General features: G+C 60.0%; 19 protein-coding genes. 1 reads left to right on the top strand and 18 read right to left on the bottom strand.

The genetic code is table 11. From position 1 onward, the window contains the following. The first annotated feature begins 11 nt into the window (after positions 1-11). Positions 12-122, top strand: coding sequence for an RbsD/FucU domain-containing protein (locus QZ571_RS02485; RefSeq protein ID WP_295531512.1), 111 nt, complete (start codon positions 12-14; stop codon positions 120-122). 27 nt (positions 123-149) lie between these two features. Here QZ571_RS02485 and QZ571_RS02490 read toward each other — a convergent pair whose 3' ends face one another. The 18 genes from QZ571_RS02490 to QZ571_RS02575 all read right to left on the bottom strand — a co-directional run bounded on the left by QZ571_RS02490 (position 150) and on the right by QZ571_RS02575 (position 20,965). Beyond that, entirely contained in the window at positions 150-989 is an 840-nt protein-coding gene (locus QZ571_RS02490; RefSeq protein ID WP_295531203.1) for a dipeptide ABC transporter ATP-binding protein, read from the bottom strand. Continuing rightward, a complete protein-coding gene (locus QZ571_RS02495) occupies positions 986-1,819 on the bottom strand; it encodes an ABC transporter ATP-binding protein (RefSeq protein WP_295531206.1) in 834 nt (277 codons plus the stop codon). The genes QZ571_RS02490 and QZ571_RS02495 overlap by 4 nt, the downstream gene beginning before the upstream one ends. Positions 1,820-1,823: 4 nt before the next feature. Further along, a complete protein-coding gene (locus QZ571_RS02500; RefSeq protein ID WP_295531210.1) occupies positions 1,824-2,714 on the bottom strand; it encodes an ABC transporter permease subunit in 891 nt (296 codons plus the stop codon). A gap of 4 nt (positions 2,715-2,718) precedes the next feature. Next, positions 2,719-3,726 carry an ABC transporter permease gene (locus QZ571_RS02505; protein WP_295531213.1) on the bottom strand — a complete coding sequence of 336 codons (1,008 nt, stop codon included), beginning with the start codon at positions 3,724-3,726 and terminating at the stop codon, positions 2,719-2,721. Between the two features lie 71 nt (positions 3,727-3,797). Then, positions 3,798-5,396: an ABC transporter substrate-binding protein gene (locus QZ571_RS02510; protein WP_295531216.1), complete on the bottom strand. Its 1,599-nt coding sequence runs from the start codon at positions 5,394-5,396 to the stop codon at positions 3,798-3,800. Positions 5,397-5,548: 152 nt separating this feature from the next. Further along, a complete protein-coding gene (locus QZ571_RS02515) occupies positions 5,549-6,427 on the bottom strand; it encodes a transglutaminase family protein (protein WP_295531219.1) in 879 nt (292 codons plus the stop codon). A gap of 4 nt (positions 6,428-6,431) precedes the next feature. Next, a complete protein-coding gene (locus tag QZ571_RS02520; RefSeq protein WP_295531222.1) occupies positions 6,432-8,849 on the bottom strand; it encodes a circularly permuted type 2 ATP-grasp protein in 2,418 nt (805 codons plus the stop codon). 22 nt (positions 8,850-8,871) lie between these two features. Further along, the gene (locus QZ571_RS02525) at positions 8,872-12,246 is read right to left on the bottom strand and encodes a DUF2126 domain-containing protein (RefSeq protein WP_295531225.1); all 3,375 of its coding nucleotides are present in this window, start codon (positions 12,244-12,246) and stop codon (positions 8,872-8,874) included. A 182-nt stretch (positions 12,247-12,428) separates the two neighbouring features. After that, positions 12,429-13,649 carry a cysteine desulfurase gene (locus QZ571_RS02530; protein WP_295531228.1) on the bottom strand — a complete coding sequence of 407 codons (1,221 nt, stop codon included), beginning with the start codon at positions 13,647-13,649 and terminating at the stop codon, positions 12,429-12,431. A gap of 9 nt (positions 13,650-13,658) precedes the next feature. After that, complete coding sequence (locus tag QZ571_RS02535) at positions 13,659-14,240, bottom strand: YIP1 family protein (RefSeq protein WP_295531231.1); 582 nt, start codon at positions 14,238-14,240, stop codon at positions 13,659-13,661. Further along, a complete protein-coding gene (locus QZ571_RS02540) occupies positions 14,240-14,752 on the bottom strand; it encodes a YIP1 family protein (protein WP_295531234.1) in 513 nt (170 codons plus the stop codon). Before QZ571_RS02540 ends, QZ571_RS02535 begins: the two co-directional genes overlap by 1 nt. Next, positions 14,733-16,010, bottom strand: coding sequence for a Fe-S cluster assembly protein SufD (gene sufD, locus QZ571_RS02545; RefSeq protein ID WP_295531237.1), 1,278 nt, complete (start codon positions 16,008-16,010; stop codon positions 14,733-14,735). The genes QZ571_RS02540 and sufD overlap by 20 nt, the downstream gene beginning before the upstream one ends. Continuing rightward, the gene (gene sufC, locus QZ571_RS02550) at positions 16,010-16,783 is read right to left on the bottom strand and encodes a Fe-S cluster assembly ATPase SufC (protein ID WP_295531240.1); all 774 of its coding nucleotides are present in this window, start codon (positions 16,781-16,783) and stop codon (positions 16,010-16,012) included. The genes sufD and sufC overlap by 1 nt, the downstream gene beginning before the upstream one ends. An 11-nt stretch (positions 16,784-16,794) precedes the next feature. Next, positions 16,795-17,109, bottom strand: a complete 315-nt coding sequence (locus QZ571_RS02555; protein ID WP_295531243.1) for a heavy metal-binding domain-containing protein — start codon at positions 17,107-17,109, stop codon at positions 16,795-16,797. Positions 17,110-17,155: 46 nt separating this feature from the next. Next, the gene (locus tag QZ571_RS02560) at positions 17,156-17,710 is read right to left on the bottom strand and encodes a hypothetical protein (RefSeq protein WP_295531246.1); all 555 of its coding nucleotides are present in this window, start codon (positions 17,708-17,710) and stop codon (positions 17,156-17,158) included. 81 nt (positions 17,711-17,791) lie between these two features. Further along, complete coding sequence (sufB, locus tag QZ571_RS02565; RefSeq protein ID WP_295531249.1) at positions 17,792-19,312, bottom strand: Fe-S cluster assembly protein SufB; 1,521 nt, start codon at positions 19,310-19,312, stop codon at positions 17,792-17,794. 19 nt (positions 19,313-19,331) lie between these two features. After that, on the bottom strand, positions 19,332-20,378 hold the full coding sequence (locus QZ571_RS02570) for an aminotransferase class V-fold PLP-dependent enzyme (protein WP_295531252.1): 1,047 nt from the start codon (positions 20,376-20,378) through the stop codon (positions 19,332-19,334). Between the two features lie 128 nt (positions 20,379-20,506). Beyond that, positions 20,507-20,965 (bottom strand): Rrf2 family transcriptional regulator, encoded by a 459-nt coding sequence (locus QZ571_RS02575; RefSeq protein WP_295531255.1) that lies wholly within the window; start codon positions 20,963-20,965, stop codon positions 20,507-20,509. Between the last annotated feature and the right edge of the window lie 15 nt (positions 20,966-20,980).

A 20,980-nucleotide genomic window follows, 5' to 3' on the forward strand; every position in this document is an offset into this window, starting at 1 on the left:
GATGCGGCTCGCTGGAGCGCCAAGCGTTTTACGCCCGCGCCCGTGCCGGATTTGGCGTCGTGCACTGCACCGAAACCCGCCGCTTTGGCAGCTTCATCCTGCGCAAAGGCGTGACTATCTAAGCGTTCTGACGGTGCTCCGCTTTCGGATCATGCCGTTTCAAACAGCGCGCGACGGCGCTTTTGACGGGCGCGGATTTTGTCGAGATCGGCAATCGGGGTCGCGGCCAGCAAGGTGCGCGTATATTCGTGCTGTGGATTGGCAAAGATCGCATCGCGCGGCGCGTGTTCCACCACCTCACCATCCTTCATCACCATCACCTCATCGGCGAAATAGCGCACCACCGAAAGATCATGACTGATGAAGGCATAGGTTAGATTAAACTCGTCTTGCAAGTCTTTGAGAAGATTCAAGACTTGCGCCTGAATCGACAGATCGAGCGCCGATACTGGCTCATCGAGAATGAGAACTTTCGGGTTGAGCATCAGCGCGCGCGCAATCGCGATCCGTTGGCGCTGACCGCCAGAAAACATATGCGGATAGCGGTTGTAATGGCGCCGCTCGAGCCCGACTTTTTCTAGCATGGTTTCGGCGCGCTCACGGCGCTCATTGGCCGACATTTTGGTGTTGATGATCAGTGGTTCCGTCAGCACCTCGCCCACTTTCTGACGCGGATTCAGCGAGGAATACGGGTTTTGAAACACGATCTGCACTTTGGCGCGCAGCTCGGGTGTAATCTTTTGCGCGGTGATGTCGATGCGCTGACCTTCGATCAGCAACTCGCCGGAATTGGCCGGGTCGATCAGCGTCAGAATGCGCGCGAGCGTCGATTTTCCGCAGCCAGATTCCCCGACAATCGCCAGCGTTTTGCCCTGCTCAAGCGCGAAGGAAATGCCATGCAGCGCGCGAATGATGCGCGCAGGGCGCATGAACCCGCCCGAGACGGTATAGTCGCGCGTCACGTCGCGCACCTCTAAGATCACGCTCATACCAGCCCCTCCCAACCATCACTTACCGTCAGCAGCCGATCCCCCGTCGCGTTTTCTGGCAAAGCTGCCAGCAGCGCGCGGGTGTAGGGGTGCTGGGGGTTCTCAAACAGGCTCAGCACATCGGCCTCTTCCATCTTTTTGCCCTGATATTGCACGCTGACACGGTCGGCGGTTTCCGCCACCACGCCCATGTCATGGGTGATCATGATCAGCCCCATGCCATAATCTTCCTGCAAAGCCATCAGCAGATCGAGGATCTGTTTCTGGATCGTCACATCAAGCGCTGTTGTCGGCTCATCTGCGATCAGAAGCTTGGGTTTGCACGCAATTGCCATCGCGATCATCACGCGCTGACATTGCCCGCCCGAAAGCTGATGGGGATACGATCTCAGCCGCCGCTCGGGTTCGGGAATGCCGACCTGATCGAACAGTTCCAGCGCGCGTTTATGCGCTGCTGCCCCTTTCAGGCCTAGGTGGCGATGCAGCACCTCCTCAATCTGGTAGCCGCAGGTAAACGAGGGGTTGAGCGAGGAAATCGGCTCTTGAAAGATCATCGAGATTTCGCGCCCGATGATCGACCGTCGCTCGCGGTCCGACATTTTCAGCATGTCGCGCCCGTCATATTCCATCACATCGGCGGTGATCGTGGCGGTATCGGGCAACAGCCCCATCACCGCCAGCATCGAGACGGATTTGCCCGAGCCGGATTCCCCGACGATGGCGAGAACTTCGCGTTGGCTGACCTCGACATCGATGGAATCCACGGCGCGAAATGGCCCCGCGGCGGTGTCGAATTCAACGGTGAGGTTGCGGATTTTCAGCAAGGACATTGGCTCAGCTCCGCTTCAGTTTCGGGTCAAGCGCATCGCGCAAGCCATCACCCATCAGGTTGATCGCCAGCACCGTGATCAGGATTGCAAGCCCCGGGAAGGTCACGACCCACCACGCGCGCAGAATGAACTCACGCGCCTCAGATAGCATCGTGCCCCATTCCGGTGTCGGGGGCTGCGCGCCCATCCCGAGAAAGCCAAGCGCGGCGACATCGAGGATCGCGTTGGAAAAGCTCATCGTGCCTTGAACGATCAGCGGCGCGAGGCAGTTGGGCAGTACGGTGCGAAACATCAGCCGCATATTGCCCGCGCCTGCAACCTGCGCCGCCATGACGTAATCTTTCGAGCGCTCCCCCAACACCGCCGCGCGGGTGAGACGGGCGAAATGGGGCTGATACACGATCGCAATCGCAATCATCGCATTGATCAATCCGGGGCCAAGGATCGCCACGAAAACCAGCGCCAATAGCAGCGACGGAAACGCAAGGATCACATCCATCACCCGCATGATCACGGTATCAATCCAGCCGCCAAACCAGCCTGCCAGCAAGCCAAGGATCACCCCGACCGACAGCGCCAGCACAACCACGAAAAAGCCCACGAACAGCGAATAGCGCGCGCCAAACAGCAGTCGTGACAAGATATCGCGCCCAATGGCATCGGTGCCCAGCCAAAAATGGCCATGCGCATTACCGGTCATCGGCTTGGCCAACAGGGTGTCGCGAAATTGCACATCGGGCCCATGCCCTGCCAGTAGCGGTGCGGCAATGGCGGCAAACAAGATCAGCGCGAACACCACGAGTGCTATGACAGCACCACGGTTCTCGCTAAAGTAAAACCAGAATTCGGCCAATTGGGCGCGACGTGTTCCCGGCGTGAGTGTTGTGTCAGCCATGATGTCACCTATGCCGGATACGAGGATTGATAAGACCATACAGCAGGTCCACGATCAGGTTCACGACCATCACGATCACCGCGATCATCAGCAGCCCGCCCTGCACCGATGGATAGTCGCGCCGCGAGATCGAATCGACCATCCACTTGCCGATTCCGGGCCAGCTAAAGATCGTCTCGGTCAGGATCGCCCCGGCCATCAACATGCCAACCTGAAGGCCAATCGTGGTGACCACCGGGATCATCGCGTTGCGCAGCGCGTGAATACCGATCACCCGGCGCGGCGGCATGCCCTTGGCGCGTGCGGTGCGCACATAATCTTCGCCCAGCACTTCAAGCATGGCCGAACGGGTCTGGCGTGCAATCACCGCCAACGGAATCGTGGCCAGCACGATCGAGGGCAAAATCAGATGGCTGAGCGCCGAGGACAGCGCACCTTTCTGCCCCGAGGCAATCGCATCCCAGATCATGAAATTCGTGCCATTGGGGAAGTAATACATCAGCGAAATGCGCCCCGAAACAGGGGTCCAGTGCAACACGCCCGAGAACAGGATGATCAAGAGCAGGCCCCACCAGAAGATCGGCATCGAATAGCCCACCAGCGCCGTCGTCATCGAGACCTGATCAAACCACGAGCCGCGCTTGATAGCCGCGATCACGCCCACCGGCACACCGATGACGATGGCCAGAAACATCGCGCAGAACGCGAGCTCAAGCGTGGCGGGGAATAGCGTCAGGAATTCATGCAAAACAGGGCGGTGCGTGACGAGGCTATTGCCCAGATCGCCATGCAGCACGCGCCACAGAAACTCGCCATATTGCACCCAGATCGGGCGATCAAAGCCCAGTTGATGGGTCAGTTCGGCATAGCGTTCCGGGCTTAGCCCGCGCTCGCCCGCCATAAGAAGCACCGGATCACCGGGCAGCACCCGCACGAACCCGAAGGCCACAATGGTGATTCCGATCAAGGTCGGGATCAGCCAGAGAATCTTGCCGAGGAAAAATCTGATCATGTCAGCCTGCTAAATTATCGGGGCGCCCGGATCAACCGGGCGCCCCTAAAGGATATGTCAGTGGCTCAGGATTATTCCTGAATGTCCACCCCGTAGAAGTCATGACCACCCAGCGGGCTCATCACATATCCGGTCACTTTTTTCGACATCGGCATGAACACCGTCGAATGGGCCAGCGTGTCCCACGGTGCTTGCTCTTTGAACACGACCTGAGCCTGCTCATACAGCTTGGTGCGCTCTGCCATATCCGAGCTTTGCTTGGCCTTGGTGATCAGGTTTTCGAAATCCTTGTCACACCAGAAGGCACGGTTGGCACCGCTTTCCGCACCCGCACAGCTCAGCAGCACGCCCAAGAAGTTGTCGGGATCGCCATTGTCACCCGTCCAGCCCAAGATTACCGCGCCGTCGCGGGCCGGATCTTTGGATTTCTTGAGGTATTCACCCCATTCATAGGACACGATATTGGCCGTCACGCCAACCTTGGCGAGATCGGATTGCATCAACTCGGCGGTGCGGCGTGCATTGGGCATGTAGGGCCGCTGCACGGGCATCGCCCAGATGTTCATCGTCAAGTCTTTCACCCCTGCCGCATCAAGCATTTTCTTAGCTTCTGCAGGATCATAGGCGTCGTCCTTGATGTCCTTGTTATAGGACCACATGGTCGGCGGGATCGGGTTCTTGGCGACTTGACCGGCACCTTGGAACACCGCTTCGATGATCGCTTGCTTGTTGATCGCCATGTTCAGCGCTTTACGCACGTTCACATTGTCGAACGGCGCTTGCTTGGTGTTATAGGCAAGATAGGCGACGTTCAGACCGGGCTGCTCTTCCACGGTCAGGTTCTTGTCGGCTTTGAGTGCGGCAATATCTGCCGGTGCCGGATAGGGCATGATCTGGCATTCACCCGCTTGCAGTTTTTGCATGCGCACAGCCGGATCGGGGGTGATCGCAAAGATCAGATCATCCACCGGGGTCTTGCCTTTGAAATAGTCCGGATTCGCCTTGTAGCGGATCACAGCGTCTTTCTGATATGCGACGAACTCAAACGGCCCCGTGCCGACGGGCACGTTGTTGATGTCGGCCTTGCGATCTTCGCTTGCCAGCTTGTCGGCATATTCCTTGGACAGGATCGAGGCGAAATCCATCGCCATATCTGCCAGGAACGGCGCGTTGGGCTCGGTCAGGGTGAACTTGACCGTCAGGTCATCGACCTTCTCGACCGATTTCACGATCTTGGGCATGTCCATCGCGTTGTAATATTCATACGAGATGCCGGGCGCATATTGATAATAGGCGTTTTTCGGGTCCGCTTGACGATCAAACGAGAAGATCACGTCATCTGCGTTAAAATCGCGCGTCGGGGTAAAGCCGTCGACCGAGTGGAATTTCACGCCCGGACGCAGGTGGAACGTGTAGGTCAGCCCGTCTGCGGACACATCCCATTTCTCGGCCAGACCCGGTTCGATTTCGGTGGTGCCGGGTTTGAACTCGACCAGTTGGTCATAAACCGGGTGCGACGACGCATCAAAGGTCGTGCCAGCGGTATAAGGCGCGGGATCAAACCCCTCGGGCGAAGCCTCTGAGCAATAGACAAGCGTCTTGGCCCCGGCTGCACCCGCCGTCAACATGACAGCGGCGGAACATGCCAGAAGCATTGAACGAATGGTCATTATTTATCCTTCCTGTTGGTTAGTCTTCGGCTGTGCCGACTCGCCATCTTATGAGGTCAAATCCCGACACGAACTGGTGAGGGAGTAAAACGTCATTTGATTGCTTGGTCAACAAATGCCGCAACGTCGCCCATCACGAGGCGTTGAAATGTTCAGCTTAAAGCAAGGACATCTACCGCCTGCGCGCTTTGCTGCCCGCCTGCCCCGCGCATTGCCCCGCGCAAGGGCGGCACATCATCGTAATCGCGACCATAGCCAACGGTAATATAATCCTCGCCCGCAGTCTGATTGTTGGTCGGATCGAATTCCACCCAGCCCATATCGACCCCCGCCCAGGCGCGCACCCAGGCATGCATCGCATCCGCCCCCTCAAGGCGCGGTTGGCCGGGGGGCGGATAGGTCCGTAAAAACCCCGACACATAGCCCGCAGGCACGCCGATCCCGCGCAAACAAGAAATCATGATATGGGTGAAATCCTGACACACGCCATGGCGATTGACAAAAGCCTCGGCGGCGGGGGTGTCCACATTGGTGGCCTTGGCGTCAAAACGCATCTCTTCAAACAGCGCGCGCCCAATCGCCTCAATCGCCTGATAGGCGGTCATGCCGGGCGAAATCAACGAGCGCGCAAAGGCGGTCATGTCAGGATCGGGCGCAGCGCGGTGCGAGGCCCCCATAAAATGATGCGGACTCATCGGCCCCAAATCGCGTTGCTGGGCCAGTTCTTCACGCAACTCCCCCAACGAGCACGACAGATCAAACGCCGAGGATGCCGCCAAGCGATCAACCTTCGCCTCCAGCGTGACTTCGATTTCTGCCAAGGGCAGATGCCACGCAACCGAGGTCACGGCATTGCCAAAAAAGTCGCAGCTGTCATGACGTTCAGACGGGACCGGATCAAACTGCAACAGCCGCGCGCGCACTACCTGCACGCCTTCGATATCGCCGGGCAGCAAACGCAACATGTTGCGCGCGTGGTCAGAGGGCGCGTCATAGGCGTATTTCAGCTTTAGCTTCAGCTCATAACGCATTGGGCTACCTTAAATAACTGTCAGATATCAGATCAGAAACCTGATACAGCTGGCTGCGCAATTTTCTCAGGTATTGCGGCGTGATCATCTTGGGCTCGGCAACCGACAATTCCGTGCGCAACGGCAAAAGCGCGCGCAAGATCGGCCCCGGCCGACCATCGACCTGCGCCTTGGGAAGCGCTTCAAGAATGGCCTTCAAGTCATTGATCATGAACATGATTGCGCGCGGATTGTCGGCATCAAGCACCAGCAGATCCACGACGGTATCGCGATTGGTGCGCACCCGGTAGCGGCGTTGATGGGTGATCACGCTGTCGCCCACCTCTACGGCAAGATCGAGCGAACCTTCGGGCGCATCCGCATCGGTGAATTGTATCAGCAAGGCCGCCATGGCGTCTGCGCGTTCCAACGCCCGCCCGATGGACAGGAACCGCCAGCCCGCAAAGCGATACATATTTTCATGCACCAAGCCGGTAAACCCGGTGATCTTGCGCAACAACACCCCCATCGCGCGCGCGGTATCATCGCCAGGGCGCGAGGTTTGCGTCATCTGGCGCGCGGTCTTGGCCAGATCTTGCAGCGCAAGCCAGCCATCGGTGGAAAACCGGTCGCGCAATTTCGACGCACACGCGCGCGCCGCATCCAGCCGCGCAATCAGCGCCTCGGGCACCGGATCGCTGACATCGATGCCCACGGCATCCAGAAACTCGCCCATACGTACAAGACGCGGATCGGCGGCGCTGCCCGTCGCCGCAAGGCGCAGATGATAGGCGCGGATCAGACGGATCGCGTCTTCGCAGCGCTCGATATAACGGCCAAGCCAAAACAGGTTATCCGCCGCGCGCGCAGGCAAAGTGCCTTGCGTTTCCCGCCGAAACTCGGTTCCGGCGGGGGGCGCCAAAGTGATGGGCGGCACCGGGCGATCTGCGACGATCCAGACATCGGCCACCGCCCCGCCGCGCTGCATCGACAGCGCGGTGGTGTCGCCTTCGGGACCGATGCGCGCATAGCCGCCCTTCATGAAACGCCAGCCATGCGCGGTGCGTGCCGCAAACACCCGCACCGTCATCGGACAGGGCCGCAGCGCGCCGCCCTCGGGCGTGTTGCGCCAAGCTGGCGTGGTCGAGAGCGTGACCGCCTCTTGCCCCACCAGATTAGAACCCTCTGCCTCAAGCCATCGCTCAATCGAGTCTTGCGCCGTGCCGCGAAATGTTCCCCCCAGTGCGGTTGTGGCATCCAGATCAAAGGGCAGATCCACCGCCATAGCGGGGCCAATCATCATATTGGCCGCATTGTTGCGCACATGTTCGCGCTCAGTTGCGCTGCCACACCACCACGTCGCGATATTGTTCATCGCAAGCGGCTGGCCCCGTAAAACGCGCGAGATTTTGGGCAAGAACGCCATCAAAGCGCGTGTTTCCAGCACGCCCGCGCCAAGCGCATTGGCCATCGCCAGATTGCCCAACCGCACCGCCTCCATCAGGCCGGGTGTGCCGATCTGGCTTTCGGGACGGAACTCTAGCGGATCGGCAAAGCCCGCATCCATGCGCCGCCACAGCGCCCCAAGCGGTTTTGGCCCCTCAATCGTGCGCACCATCGCTTGGCCGTTTTCGACAAGTAGATCCTCGCCCTCAAGCAGCGGCAGACCAAGATAGCGCGCGATATAGGTGTGCTCGTAATAGCTGTCATTGGCCGGACCCGGCGTCAGGATGGCGGCACGTCGCGCACCCTCATGCCCCTGCGAGGCCAGATCCTCCAAAGCGCTGCGAAAATCTCCGAAAAACGCCGCCAATTTGTGGATGTGGTCACGCGGGAAGCTTTCGGGAAAGATCCGCCCCGTCGCCATCCGGTTTTCCAAAGCAAACCCCGACCCCGAGGGGGCCTGCGCGCGATCACCGAGCACGAACCACGACCCGTCCGGCGAGCGCCCGATCTCAAACGCCAAGAAATGCAGGTAATGCCCGCCACGCGGAGGCACGCCGACCATCGGGCGCAACCAATGTTGATTGCCCGCGATCAGTTCGGGCGGCAGATGCCCGTCGCTGACCAGCCGACGGGGGCCATACAGATCGGCCATCACCGCCTCAAGAAGATCGGCGCGCTGCGCCAGCCCGTCGCAAATCCGGCCCCATTCGGTTTCGTGCAAGATCACCGGAATATGGCTGAGCGGCCATTCGCGTTCGGTCAAGGGATCGTTGGAGTAACGCCGGTAATAGACCCCCGCATCGCGCAGATATTGATCACCCCGTTCAAAACGCTTCGCGATTTCCGCAGGCGGCAGTTCAAGGAATTTTTCCACAAAGGGGCGCCAGACCGGGCGCATACGACCGTGCGTGTCAAACAATTCATCCGACACGCCCGGCGCAGGCCGATAGCGCGCCAAAAGCGGGTGGCGTTCGATCTGACTGTTGGGTTGCTCCATCGGGTCTCCGAGATTTACCGCATCAACTCAGCCCGATGGGGCGGCGCAGGTCAAGCGTATGGGGAAACTCCGGATGCGTTTGTTCCGGCGCGGGTCGGTAATCACCGGGGCTGTAGCCATGGGGTTCGAACCGCGCAAGACGGCGCGCCTCGGCCTCGTTGCCATTGATCGGGAAAGTGTCATAGCTGCGCCCGCCGGGATGGGCGACGTGATAGACACAGCCCGCAATCGCCCTGGCCGTCCAGTCATCATAGATGTCAAAGGTCAGGGGCGCATTGACCGGAAGCGTCGGGTGCAGCGCCTCGGCGGGTTGCCACGCCTTGTAGCGCACACCGCCCACCAATTTGCCGGAGGTCGCGGTCTTGGCCAGCGGCACCGGGCGTTTGTTGCACATGATCTTGTAGCGATCCTGATGCAGCGAGGTCATCGTGACCTGAAGCCGTTCGACCGAGCTGTCGGTATAGCGCACCGTGCCGCCAATCGCACCGGTTTCACCCAGCACATGCCATGGCTCCAGCGCTTGGCGGATTTCGAGATGCACGCCCTCGGCCTCGATCTGCCCACAGAACGGAAAGCGGAACTCTGCCTGCGCCTCAAACCATTGCGGATCAAGGTCAAAGCCGTGATCGCGCAGATCCGACAGTAGATCGCGCAGGTCTTCCCACAGGAAATGGGGCAGCATGAAACGGTCATGCAGCACCGTCCCCCAACGCACCGGTTTGCCCGAGATCGGCGCATTCCAGCAGCGCGCGATGATGGCGCGCAGCAGCAATTGTTGGGCCAAGGACATGCGCGGATCTGGCGGCATCTCAAAGCCGCGGAACTCGACCAGACCCAAACGGCCGGTCGGTCCGTCAGGCGAGAACAGCTTGTCGATGCAGATCTCGGCGCGATGGGTGTTGCCCGTCACATCGGTCAGCATATTGCGCAGCAGGCGATCCACCAGCCAGGCCGGGGGCACTGCGCCCTCGGTTGGCGGATTGATCTGGCTCAGCGCGATTTCCAGTTCATACAGCGTGTCGTGGCGCGCCTCGTCGATACGCGGGGCCTGTGAGGTCGGGCCGATGAACAGACCCGAAAACAGGTAGCTCAGGCAGGGGTGGCGCTGCCATGTCAGGATCAGCGATTTGAGCAGATCGGGGCGGCGTAGAAACGGGCTGTCGAGCAAGGTTTCCCCGCCCACGACCACATGGTTGCCCCCGCCGGTGCCCGTGTGCCGCCCGTCGATCATGAACTTATCCGCGCCCAGACGGGACTGGCGGGCCTCTTCATAGATAGCCTCGGTGGTGGCCACGCATTCTTCCCAGTTATGGGCGGGGTGAATATTAACCTCAATCACGCCCGGATCGGGGGCGACGCGGATCACATTTAGGCGTGGGTCCGAGGGCGGTGCATAGCCCTCGATATGGATCGGCAGACCCATTTCTCTGGCGCTTTCCTCGGCGGCGGCAATCAGCTCCAGATAGTCCTCAAGATCCTCTGTCGGAGGCATGAAGACACAGAGCCGCCCATCACGCGGTTCCACTGAAATCGCGGTGCGCACGACGCCATCAATCGCGCCCAATTCCTGCTCGACGATCTGTTGCGCCGCGTCAGACGATTGCGCTTCGGAGACAGGTTGGCTGCGCTCTTTGGAGGCAGCGGCCACCAAACCCTCCGCCACCGCGCGTTCGACCTGTTCATGGAAATCGGGCAGATCGTCTTTGGGCAGCGAAGTATCGGTGACGTAGTGATAGGGGTATTGGCTGGGCGGCACATGCGGCAGGGCGCCCAAGGGCAAACGAAAGCCTGCCGGGCTGTCGCCGGGCACCAGATACAGTTTGCCACGCCGGGTTTTCCACTTTTCCGAGCGCCAGCGATGGCCCGGCATCGCCTTGGATTGCCAGCGCTGAATCGGCAGCACAAATCCGGTCGGCTTATCCAAACCCCGCTCAAAAACCCGCGCAAACCGGGCGCGGTCCTCGGGGTTTTTCAGCTTACTATCTTCGGGGGTGACATTGTCGGGCAAGTTGCCCTCTTTGAGCATCCATTCGGCGGGATCTTCAAACGCGGGCTGAGCGTTTTCCGGCTCCAGCCCCAGACGCTGCGCGATACCGCGCATCAGCGTGCCCGCCTGTTCCGGCCCTGCGCCCGTGTCATCGCCCTCATAGGCAATCAGCGATTCATCGCGCCAGACCGGCTTGCCATCGCGGCGCCAGTAAAGCGAAAACGTCCAGCGCGGCAGGCTTTCGCCCGGGTACCACTTGCCTTGCCCGTAATGCAAGAAACCGCCCGGCGCGAAACGGTCGCGCAGTTTGCGGATTAGCGTATCTGCCAACGCACGTTTTTGCGGGCCAACCGCGTCGGTGTTCCACTCAGCGCTTTCGAAATCATCAATGGAGACAAAGGTGGGCTCGCCGCCCATCGTCAGGCGCACATCGCCCGCGGCCAGACTTTCATCAACCTTGCGCCCCAGCGCATTGAGCCGCTCCCAGCTCTCGTCGGAAAACGGTTTGGTGATGCGCGGATGTTCGGCCACGCGGGTCACGGTCATGTCGAAGTCGAAATTCACCTCTGGCGTGCCCTGGGCGGAAAACCCGCCCGAAATCGGCGCTGCATTGCGATAATGCGGGGTCGCGGCGAGTGGAATATGGGATTCCCCCGTCAGCAGTCCCGAAGTCGGGTCCAGACCGATCCAGCCTGCACCGGGCAAGAACACCTCACACCACGCATGCAGATCGGTGAAATCGTGATCGGTCCCCGAAGGGCCATCCAGCGCCTCAAGATCGGGTTTGAGCTGAATGAGGTAGCCCGAGACAAACCGCGCCGCAAAACCCAGATGACGCAGCACCTGCACCAGCAGCCACGAGCTGTCACGACACGACCCCATCTTGCTCGAAAGCGTCTCATCGGGCGTCTGCACGCCTGCCTCCATCCGGATCGTATAGCCCACAACCTGCGAAATCCGCGCATTCAGCGCGATCAGGAAATCAACGGTGCGGTTTTCCTGAAAATCCAGCGCGCCCACGAATTGCGCCAGCAACGGGCCTTCGGGTTCGGGGGTGCGATAAATCGACAGGTCATCGCGCAGGTCGTCGGAATACTCAAAAGGCCACGTCTCGGCGCTGTCTTCGACGAAGAAATCAAACGGGTTGTAGACGGTCATATCGGCGGTCAGATCGACCTCGATCTTGAACTCGCGCACCGGCTCGGGAAACACGAACCGTGCCAGCCAGTTGCCATAGGGGTCTTGCTGATGGTTCACGAAATGCCCGCCGGGCGAAACCCTGAGCGAATGCGAGATCACGCGCGTGCGCGAATGGGGCGCAGGCCGCAGCCGGATGAGTTGGGGGCCCAAAGTGACCGGCCGATCATAAGTGTAATGGGTCAGATGGTGAATGCTGGCATGAATCGCCATAATCGATGCGCCCCGTTCATTGTTCTCCCCAAGACTAGGTGTGCCCGGCCCGCTTCACACTCGCAAAATGCACAAAGCGCGCAGAAAAGGCCCAAGGCGCGGGCGATTGATCAAAAAATACGCACCTAGATCACAGGTTTAGGCCAAGGCCCTGCCCGCTCACTTTTTATGCGCCTTTCGGGCTATCCCAGCAGATCGTGGCACAGTTCCAGCGCAGAGATCAGCGCGTCGACCTCGTCGCGGGTGTTATACATCCCAAAAGAGGCGCGCGCCGTAGCCGTCACCCCGAGCCAGTCCATCAGTGGCCCGGCGCAATGCTGGCCTGCGCGCACGGCTACGCCGCGCTTGTCAAGAATCGTTGAGATATCATGGGGATGCGCAGGCCCGCTGAGCGTGAACGAGAAGATCGCGCCTTTGTCCGCAGCCGTGCCCTGCAGGCTAAGCCAATTCAGCCCCGCCAACTTGGCCTGCGCATAATCGCGCAGATCGCGCTCATGCGCGGCGATGTTCTCCATCCCGACGCCCATCATATATTCCAGCGCCACACCCATGCCGATTTGCTGCACGATGCCGGGGGTTCCGGCCTCAAATTTCATCGGCGGGGTGTTGTAGGTAACGCTGTCGCGCGTGACCGTGTCGATCATATCACCGCCACCCATGAAGGGCCGCATCTGCGCCATGCGTTCAGAGCGGATATGAATCGCGCCCGAGCCCGAGGGGCCATAAAGTTTATGCCCGGTGATAACGTAGAAATCTGCGCCAATCGCATCGACATCAACGGGCCCATGCACCGCCGCTTGCGAGCCATCCACCAGCGTCGCGATGCCTTTTTCGCGCGCGGCTTTGGCGATGCTCGCAACATCAACTTTGGTTCCTAACACATTGGACATATGTGCAATTGCGATCAGCTTGGTGCGATCCGTGATCGCCTCGAGGACTTTTTCGGGCGGCAGCGAACCATCGGGTTCTGGCTCCACCCATTTCAGCACCACGCCCTGACGTTCGCGCAGGAAATGCCACGGCACGATATTGGCGTGATGCTCCATCACCGATAGCAAAATTTCATCGCCCGGCTGCAAATTTGGCGCGGCCCAGCCGTAAGAAACCAGATTGATCCCCTCGGTCGCGCCCGTGGTGAAGATAATCTCATCCTCGTTCTTCACGCCCAAGAAACGCGCCACGATGGCCCGCGTGCTTTCGTATTTCTCGGTCGAGATATTGGACAGCGTATGCAGCCCGCGATGCACATTGGCATAGTCGTTGAGATACAGATCACTCATCGCATCCACGACCACGCGCGGCTTTTGCGCGGACGCCCCGTTATCAAGGTAAACCAAAGGCTTGCCGTTGATTTCGCGGCTCAGGATCGGGAAATCGGCGCGGATTTTCGCGATATCATACATCTGTTTTCCTCACAGCGTTGCGGGCACTTGCAGCAAACCTGTCGAGACCAGAATCAACCCCGCCACCAGCGCCGAGCCGACAAAGGTTAAAAGCACCCCGACCGCCACCGCGAACGGGTTGGTAAAGCCATGGAGCGCCATGCTGAATTGCACAAAAAGCCAGAACATCAACCCGATCAGCAGGATCGACATGATCGTGGCTGAAACCGGAAAGAACACCATCAAAACGACCTGAATCGTCTGCCCGACCATCAGCACGAACTCGATCCAGGTGATCAGCAACAGCGCGTCACCAAAGCTGCCCTGCCCGCCAAACCGCTGCCCGACGAAGCTAAGCACGAAAGCGCCATATAGAATCAACGCGATCTGCAGCCCCATCACGGCAAGGGGCGCCGTCAAATCACCGAGTTCAATCTTGGTAATGAGCACGAAAACCATTTGCGCCAGCGTGCCCAAGATCACCGTCATGACCACAACCAGCGCCATCGCCAAAAGCCGGGTGGACATATCCAGACGCAGCGCCATCAACTCGCGCGCGACGGCTTGCGGCTCGGAGAAGCTGCGGATCAACCAATCCTTGAGATCGGGCATTACGACGTCTCCGTTTCAAACTCGGCCACGCGCAGCCCCGCCATCCAGAACACCACGAAGACGATGAACACAAGCCCCGAAACAAGCGCCAATTGCGGCCCGGCCCCGATAAAACCCGCCACCAGACCTTGCAGCAGCATCAGCGGCGACACCGCCAGCAGCGCCCAGAACAGCGCCACGCGCGCGCCATACCAGCTGCCCTGTCCACCAATCAGTTTCGCGCCGAGATGGCCAAGCGCGGCCGCGGCGTAAAACACGGGGATCATGGCCAAAAGCGCCAGAAGCGTGCCCATCATTAGCCCGACCATCGGCTGATCTGGCATCTGGTAGGACAGGCGTGACAAGCGCGGCCATTGGCCGATGAAAATCACCGTCAGCGCGAGCAGCAAGAACACCAGCGCGCGCGGCTCAGAACGCGCGCGCGCCAGATGTTCGCGCATCACCACACGCGGGCGGCGATAGCTGCGCCAGATATCATCGGTGGCCGCCATCTCAGCTGCGATGCCGCGCAAGCCAGCCTTCCAGCCGGGTCACGATCTCATCGCGGAAACGCTCCTGCTCGATCTCCTCGATCGCATCGGCGAGGAAAGACAGCACCAGAAGCGCCGTCGCCTCCTCAGTCGGAATGCCGCGCGAGCGCAGGTAGAACAGCGCCGTCTCGTCAATTGCCCCGGTGGTGGAGCCATGCGAGCATTGCACGTCGTCGGCGTAGATTTCCAGTTCGGGCTTGGCAAGGAACTGGCTGTCCTCATCCAGCAGCAAGGCCTGACTGATCTGGTAGCCATCGGTTTTCTGCGCGCCGGGTTTCACCAGAATTTTGCCCTGGAACACGCCCTGTGCGCCGTTCTTCAGCACTTTTTTGAACACCTGACGGCTTTCGCCGCGCTCAGCGCCGTGGGTGATGAAGATCGTGTCGTCGTGATGAAACGGGCGCGTTTTCGCATCGCCCAACGCCGCGCCTGCGACATGGGCATTGGCATCATCGCCCACGATATCGAGCACGCATTCGTTGCGCGTGAGCGCCCCGTTCGAGCTGAGCGTGAAGCTTTTGAACAGCGCGCCCTCACTGATGCGGGCGAAAATGCCGGTCAGCATACGGCGTTCGTGATCGCGGCCCTGAACGCGGATATGGTGAAACCGCGCGGATTTGGCGACATCCACTTCCATCACCAGATTGGCGCGTGCGCCTGCCGGGCCGTTTTCCAGAACGGTGATCTCGGCGCCCTCTTCCAGCTTGATAACGTGGTGCAAGATCGCATCGGAACTCTCTGATTCATGGATATAAATCAGGTTTACGGGCGTCTCGACCTTACCCGTCACACGGATCAGCACACCATCTTCGGCCGACGCGGTGTTGAGCGCGGCAAAGGGGCGCTCAACCGGGGTCTGGCCGGCGGTTTCCAGCGTGCCATAAAGACCGCTGGCCCAATTCACATCACGCGCCTCGGAAAGACGCGAGATCTCGACGCCCGAGAGGGCCAGATCATCGGACGCCTCGGCGTCAAACACACCATCACGGAACACGATTTTGAGCCGCTCAACATCGCCAAACAGCGCGGGCTCGTCATCGACGAAAGGCGCAGCGGGCACCGGCTCGGGCGCAATCAGATCGGTCGGATTGGTCCAGCGCCAATATTCATCACGCCGACCTGGCAGGCCCATCGCGACCAGCCGATCGAGCGCCGCGCGCCGCGCCGGGCCCATCCCTTCGGGCAAGGTGACACGGGCCAGCCGCGCCTCGGCGGGGGTCATTTTCTCGACAGCCGACATTACGCCATCTCCTGCGCGATACCGTGCTTGTCCAACAGCGCGGCATAGCCGTTTTTCTCGACCTCAAGCGCCAGTTCCGGCCCACCCGTTTCGATGATGCGACCATCGGCCATGATATGCACGACATCGGGTTTGATGTGATCGAGCAAACGCTGGTAATGGGTGATCACAAGGAACGACCGCGTGCCATCGCGCAGCGCGTTCACCCCGTCCGAGACCAGACGCATTGCATCCACATCAAGGCCCGAATCGGTTTCATCCAGGATGCACATTTTCGGCTCAAGGATCGCCATCTGCAAAATTTCGTTGCGTTTTTTCTCACCGCCCGAAAAGCCGACATTGACCGGACGCTTCAGCATCTCAGCGTCGATTTTCAGCGACTTCGCTTTTTCGCGCACGAGTTTGAGGAAATCGCCCGCCGAAATCTCGGGCTCGCCACGCGCCTTGCGCTGCGAGTTCAGCGCGGTGCGCAGGAAGGTCATATTGCCCACGCCCGGAATTTCGACCGGGTATTGGAAGGCCAGAAACAGACCGGCAGCGGCGCGTTCTTCGGGCTCGGCCTCCAGCAGGTTCAGACCGTTTAGATGCGCCTCGCCCTGCGTGACCTCATAGCCATCGCGCCCCGACAGAACATAGCTCAGCGTCGATTTACCCGAGCCGTTCGGCCCCATGATCGCATGGACCTTGCCATCCTCGAGCGTCAGGTTCACGCCCTTGAGGATTTGCTTATCCTCTTCTTCAAGTTTGACGTGCAGGTTCTTGATTTCCAACATATTTCGGTCCTTCAGGAAAGGGTGACAGCGGTGCCGGAGGCCGACACCATAAGCATGGATTGGCCGACGACCTCGTAATCGAGGTCCACGCCGACAACGGCATTGGCGCCCAGTTTCAGGGCGCGCTCTTCAAGCTCGCGCAGCGCGGTTTCGCGCGCATCTTGCAGTTTGGATTCATAGGCGCCCGAGCGCCCGCCAACGATATCGGTGACCTGCGCAAAGAGATCACGCACAATATTGGCGCCCATGATCGCCTCGCCCACGACAATGCCGTGATAAGAGGTGATCGGGCGTCCCTCAACCGTCGGGGTTGTGGTGATGATCATAGCTGACCTCCAGCGCGGCGACCCAATCGGGTCGCGCGCCCGAAGGTCAGAAGGGGATGGTCGTCTGGCCGAAGATAACCGTGCGCGCGGCATGCGTCGCGGTCTGATGCGCCACCCAATCGCGCGAGAAAACCTGCGCCGCAATCTGAGGCTGCCAGAATGCGAGATTGTGCAGCGTGGCCATTGTCAGAAGGATTCCAGCGATCTGAAAGGCAAGCAATTTGATCGATGTCAGCCGCAGGAAAAAGCCAACGATCATCGCGATCAGCAAAGCCGCCCCGAAGACGGCAAGTTGGGGATGATTGTTGATCAAGGCTGCGATTTGCGGCGTCAAAATGCGTTCGCGTAGCGCCAGCGCTACCACAACCCCGAACGTCCCAAGAACCGTTGCGCCGAGAAACGCGAAGGGCCGAAACCCGGTGGTGGTCTTCTCTTGCGCGACCGCGCGGCGCAGCTCGGAGACCGAGCGCACGCGCATCTCGTTGTCCCCGACATGCAGCACGACGCCGCCCTTGAGGCGTTTTTGCGACGATTCGATGCGCGAGAGGCGATCGGAAAAATTGGTGCTGGCTAAGGACATTTTCAACCCCAGATCTGTCATTCAACAGATCCGAAACTGCTGCCCGATTGCGCCCCAATTGGGGCGCATCAGTGACAACCTCAGGGAGAAATTTCGCCTGTCTCACCCGACGCTCCCCTCCAGAGAGATCGCGACCAGCGCCTGCGCTTCCATCGCGAATTCCATCGGCAGCGCTTGCAGCACTTCGCGGCAGAAACCATTCACGACAAGCGCCACGGCTTCTTCCTCGTCCATGCCCCGCGCGCGGCAATAAAACAGTTGATCGTCATCGACCTTCGAGGTGGTGGCCTCATGCTCGACCCGGCTCGAATTATTCTTGACCTCAATATAAGGCACCGTGTGCGCGCCACATTGATCGCCGATCAGCAAACTGTCGCATTGCGTGTAGTTGCGCGATTCCTTGGCCTTGGGATGCATCGAAACCAACCCGCGATAAGTGTTTTGCGCATGCCCAGCCGAGATCCCCTTGGAGACGATGCGCGAGCGCGTGTCGCGCCCCAGATGGATCATCTTGGTGCCGGTATCGGCCTGCTGGTAATTGTTGGCGATCGCGATCGAGTAGAACTCGCCTTGGCTTTCATTGCCGCGCAAAATGCAGGACGGGTATTTCCACGTGATCGCCGAGCCGGTTTCCACCTGCGTCCACATCACTTTCGCCCGATCCCCACGACAATCGGCGCGTTTGGTGACGAAGTTATAGATGCCGCCCTTGCCGTTCTCATCGCCCGGATACCAGTTTTGCACGGTGGAGTATTTCACCTCCGCGTCTTCCTCAACGATGATTTCGACCACGGCGGCGTGCAGCTGGGCGGTGTCGCGTTTGGGCGCGGTGCAGCCTTCAAGGTAGCTCACATAGCTGCCCTTATCGGCGATGATCAGCGTGCGTTCAAACTGGCCGGTGTTTTCGGCATTGATGCGGAAATATGTGCTCAGCTCCATCGGGCAGCGCACACCCGGCGGCACGTAAACAAACGAGCCATCCGAGAACACAGCCGAATTCAGCGCGGCGAAATAATTGTCGCCCTGAGGCACGACAGTCCCAAGATACTTCTTCACCAACTCGGGATGCTCTTGGATCGCCTCGGAGATCGAGCAGAAGATTACCCCCGCCTCAGCCAACTTGGCCTTGAAGGTCGTGCCCACGGAAACAGAATCAAACACCGCATCCACGGCGACTTGGCGCTCATTGGGATCGTATTCCTCTGCGCCCTCAACGCCAGCCAGAACCAACTGCTCTTTCAGCGGAATGCCCAGCTTTTCATAGGTTGCCAGCAGCTTGGGATCGACCTCATCAAGCGATTTCGGTTTGACCTCCATGCTCTTGGGGCGCGCGTAGTAATAGATGTCCTGAAAGTCGATGCCGGGGACGTTCAACAGCGCCCAATCGGGCATTTTCATATCCTGCCAGCGCGCAAAACCCTGAAGGCGCCATTCGGTCATCCAGTCCGGTTCGTCATTCTTGCCGGAAATCAAGCGCACGATGTCCTCGTTCACGCCCTTGGGCGCGTAGTCCATCTCGATTTCCGTGTTCCAGCCGTATTTATACGCGCCCATATTTTGAACGGCTTCCACCGTCTCACGGTCCACGCCCTCGCGAACTTCGACTTGATCAACCTCTGCCATGCTCGGCTCTCCTGTTCGCTCAGCCGCGCCGCGCGCGGTGTTTCCCTTCGCATTTCAGCCAATACTCGGCGAAACGCAGCACATCTTCTACGCGCGTATCCGGCCCCAACGAGACCCGCAGCGCACATGACCCGGCCTCGGCGTCAAAGCCCATCGCCTGCAACGCGTGGCTGGCGCGCACCTTGCCACTGGAGCAAGCCGAGCCCGCCGAAACCGCGAATCCGCCCAGATCCATCTGCATCACCTGCGTCTCGCCCTTCCAGCCGGGCGTGATGAAGCAAGAGGTGTTCGAAAGCCTGTGCGATTCATTCCCGACAAAAATAGTATCTTTTGCCCGATCCGCAATGGCATTTTCTAGAACGCTTCTAAGTTTCTCAATGTTTTGCCATATTCCACGCTCAAGATCGCGCGAAGCGGCCTCGGCGGCCGCGCCAAATCCGGCGATGCCGATCAGGTTCTCGGTGCCCGCGCGCCGCCCCATTTCCTGTCCGCCGCCTTTCAACTGCGCGGCAATTTCGGTGCCCCGTTTCACGATCAGCGCCCCGATTCCTTTCGGGCCGCCCAGCTTATGGGCCGACACGATCCCCGCCCGCAGTCCGAGCCAGTTAAACGCAAACGGGATCTTGCCGAAGGCTTGGGTCAGATCGCTAACCGCCAACCCCTCAGGCAGATCCTGAATCACACCGGTCTCAGAATTGGCAAGCTGCACGCAAGCATGCCCCGGATCGCCGATCGCAATGCGCCCCGCGCGGTCCACCGCCAGATCTTCAACACACCAGCTGCGCACCGCATCATGTTCGACACCTGCGCAATGATAGCCCTGCCCCGCCAGCACCAGCGCCGCCGCCTCTGTCGCGCCCGAGGTAAAGATCACATCCTGCCCTTCGGCGCCCAAGGCTGTGGCGACCTGCGCGCGCGCGCGCTCGAGCAGCGCCTTGGCCGCACGCCCCGCGCTATGCACCGAGGACGGGTTGCCCACCTCGTCCATCGCCGCGATCATCGCCGCGCGCGCCTCGGCGCGCAAAGGCGTGGTCGCGTTCCAATCCAGATAGATTGCAGATTTCATAGCGCCTCGCGAGTTGAGAGGTCGGATGCCTCCGGCGGGAGTATTTATCGCTAGATGAAAGCAAACGGCTTGCGCCTTTCATCTAGCCCCAAATACTCATCTTCGCCCTGCCAGATAAGCCTTGGGTGTTATTCGTCCACAACCTGAAACAGATGCGTGACTGCCGGGCAGGGTTTAAGCCCGTTTGTGACCACATCTTCAAGCGAGGTCTGGTGCAAAAACACAAAGACCTGCGCGCTCAGGCTTTCCCAAAGGCGGTTGGTCAGCGATTGCGCGCGCGAGCCTGAAATCCCGCCCGAGGCGCCCGCGCCCACATGCATCGCTGACACGGTTTCATCCACCGCTTCGAAAATCTCGGAGATACGAATCTCGGCGGGCTCGCGTGCAAGGCGGTAACCGCCGCCCGGGCCGCGCACCGATGTTACCAATCCGGCGCGGCGCAAGCGCACGAAAAGCTGTTCGAGATAGGGCAGCGAGATATCCTGACGCTCTGACAGCGCGGCCAGCGAGGTGCGTTGCCCCACGCCTGCCAGCGCAAGATCGACCAGCGCGACCATCGCGTAGCGCCCTTTTGTCGATAGTTTCATGCCGCCCTCCTGCTT

The organism is uncultured Thioclava sp. (assembly GCF_913064665.1).
Taxonomy (GTDB): domain Bacteria; phylum Pseudomonadota; class Alphaproteobacteria; order Rhodobacterales; family Rhodobacteraceae; genus Thioclava; species Thioclava arctica.

Coding starts and splice junctions, on each gene's coding strand:
- QZ571_RS02490 (WP_295531203.1), bottom strand. CDS start 989: ATGAGCGTGATCTTAGAGGTGCGCGACGTGACGCGCGACTATACCGTC.
- sufD (WP_295531237.1), bottom strand. CDS start 16,010: ATGTCGGCTGTCGAGAAAATGACCCCCGCCGAGGCGCGGCTGGCCCGT.
- QZ571_RS02530 (WP_295531228.1), bottom strand. CDS start 13,649: ATGTATGATATCGCGAAAATCCGCGCCGATTTCCCGATCCTGAGCCGC.
- QZ571_RS02575 (WP_295531255.1), bottom strand. CDS start 20,965: ATGAAACTATCGACAAAAGGGCGCTACGCGATGGTCGCGCTGGTCGAT.
- sufC (WP_295531240.1), bottom strand. CDS start 16,783: ATGTTGGAAATCAAGAACCTGCACGTCAAACTTGAAGAAGAGGATAAG.
- QZ571_RS02505 (WP_295531213.1), bottom strand. CDS start 3,726: ATGATCAGATTTTTCCTCGGCAAGATTCTCTGGCTGATCCCGACCTTG.
- QZ571_RS02570 (WP_295531252.1), bottom strand. CDS start 20,378: ATGAAATCTGCAATCTATCTGGATTGGAACGCGACCACGCCTTTGCGC.
- QZ571_RS02500 (WP_295531210.1), bottom strand. CDS start 2,714: ATGGCTGACACAACACTCACGCCGGGAACACGTCGCGCCCAATTGGCC.
- QZ571_RS02515 (WP_295531219.1), bottom strand. CDS start 6,427: ATGCGTTATGAGCTGAAGCTAAAGCTGAAATACGCCTATGACGCGCCC.
- QZ571_RS02525 (WP_295531225.1), bottom strand. CDS start 12,246: ATGGCGATTCATGCCAGCATTCACCATCTGACCCATTACACTTATGAT.
- QZ571_RS02560 (WP_295531246.1), bottom strand. CDS start 17,710: ATGACAGATCTGGGGTTGAAAATGTCCTTAGCCAGCACCAATTTTTCC.
- QZ571_RS02535 (WP_295531231.1), bottom strand. CDS start 14,240: ATGCCCGATCTCAAGGATTGGTTGATCCGCAGCTTCTCCGAGCCGCAA.
- QZ571_RS02520 (WP_295531222.1), bottom strand. CDS start 8,849: ATGGAGCAACCCAACAGTCAGATCGAACGCCACCCGCTTTTGGCGCGC.
- QZ571_RS02495 (WP_295531206.1), bottom strand. CDS start 1,819: ATGTCCTTGCTGAAAATCCGCAACCTCACCGTTGAATTCGACACCGCC.
- QZ571_RS02510 (WP_295531216.1), bottom strand. CDS start 5,396: ATGACCATTCGTTCAATGCTTCTGGCATGTTCCGCCGCTGTCATGTTG.
- QZ571_RS02555 (WP_295531243.1), bottom strand. CDS start 17,109: ATGATCATCACCACAACCCCGACGGTTGAGGGACGCCCGATCACCTCT.
- sufB (WP_295531249.1), bottom strand. CDS start 19,312: ATGGCAGAGGTTGATCAAGTCGAAGTTCGCGAGGGCGTGGACCGTGAG.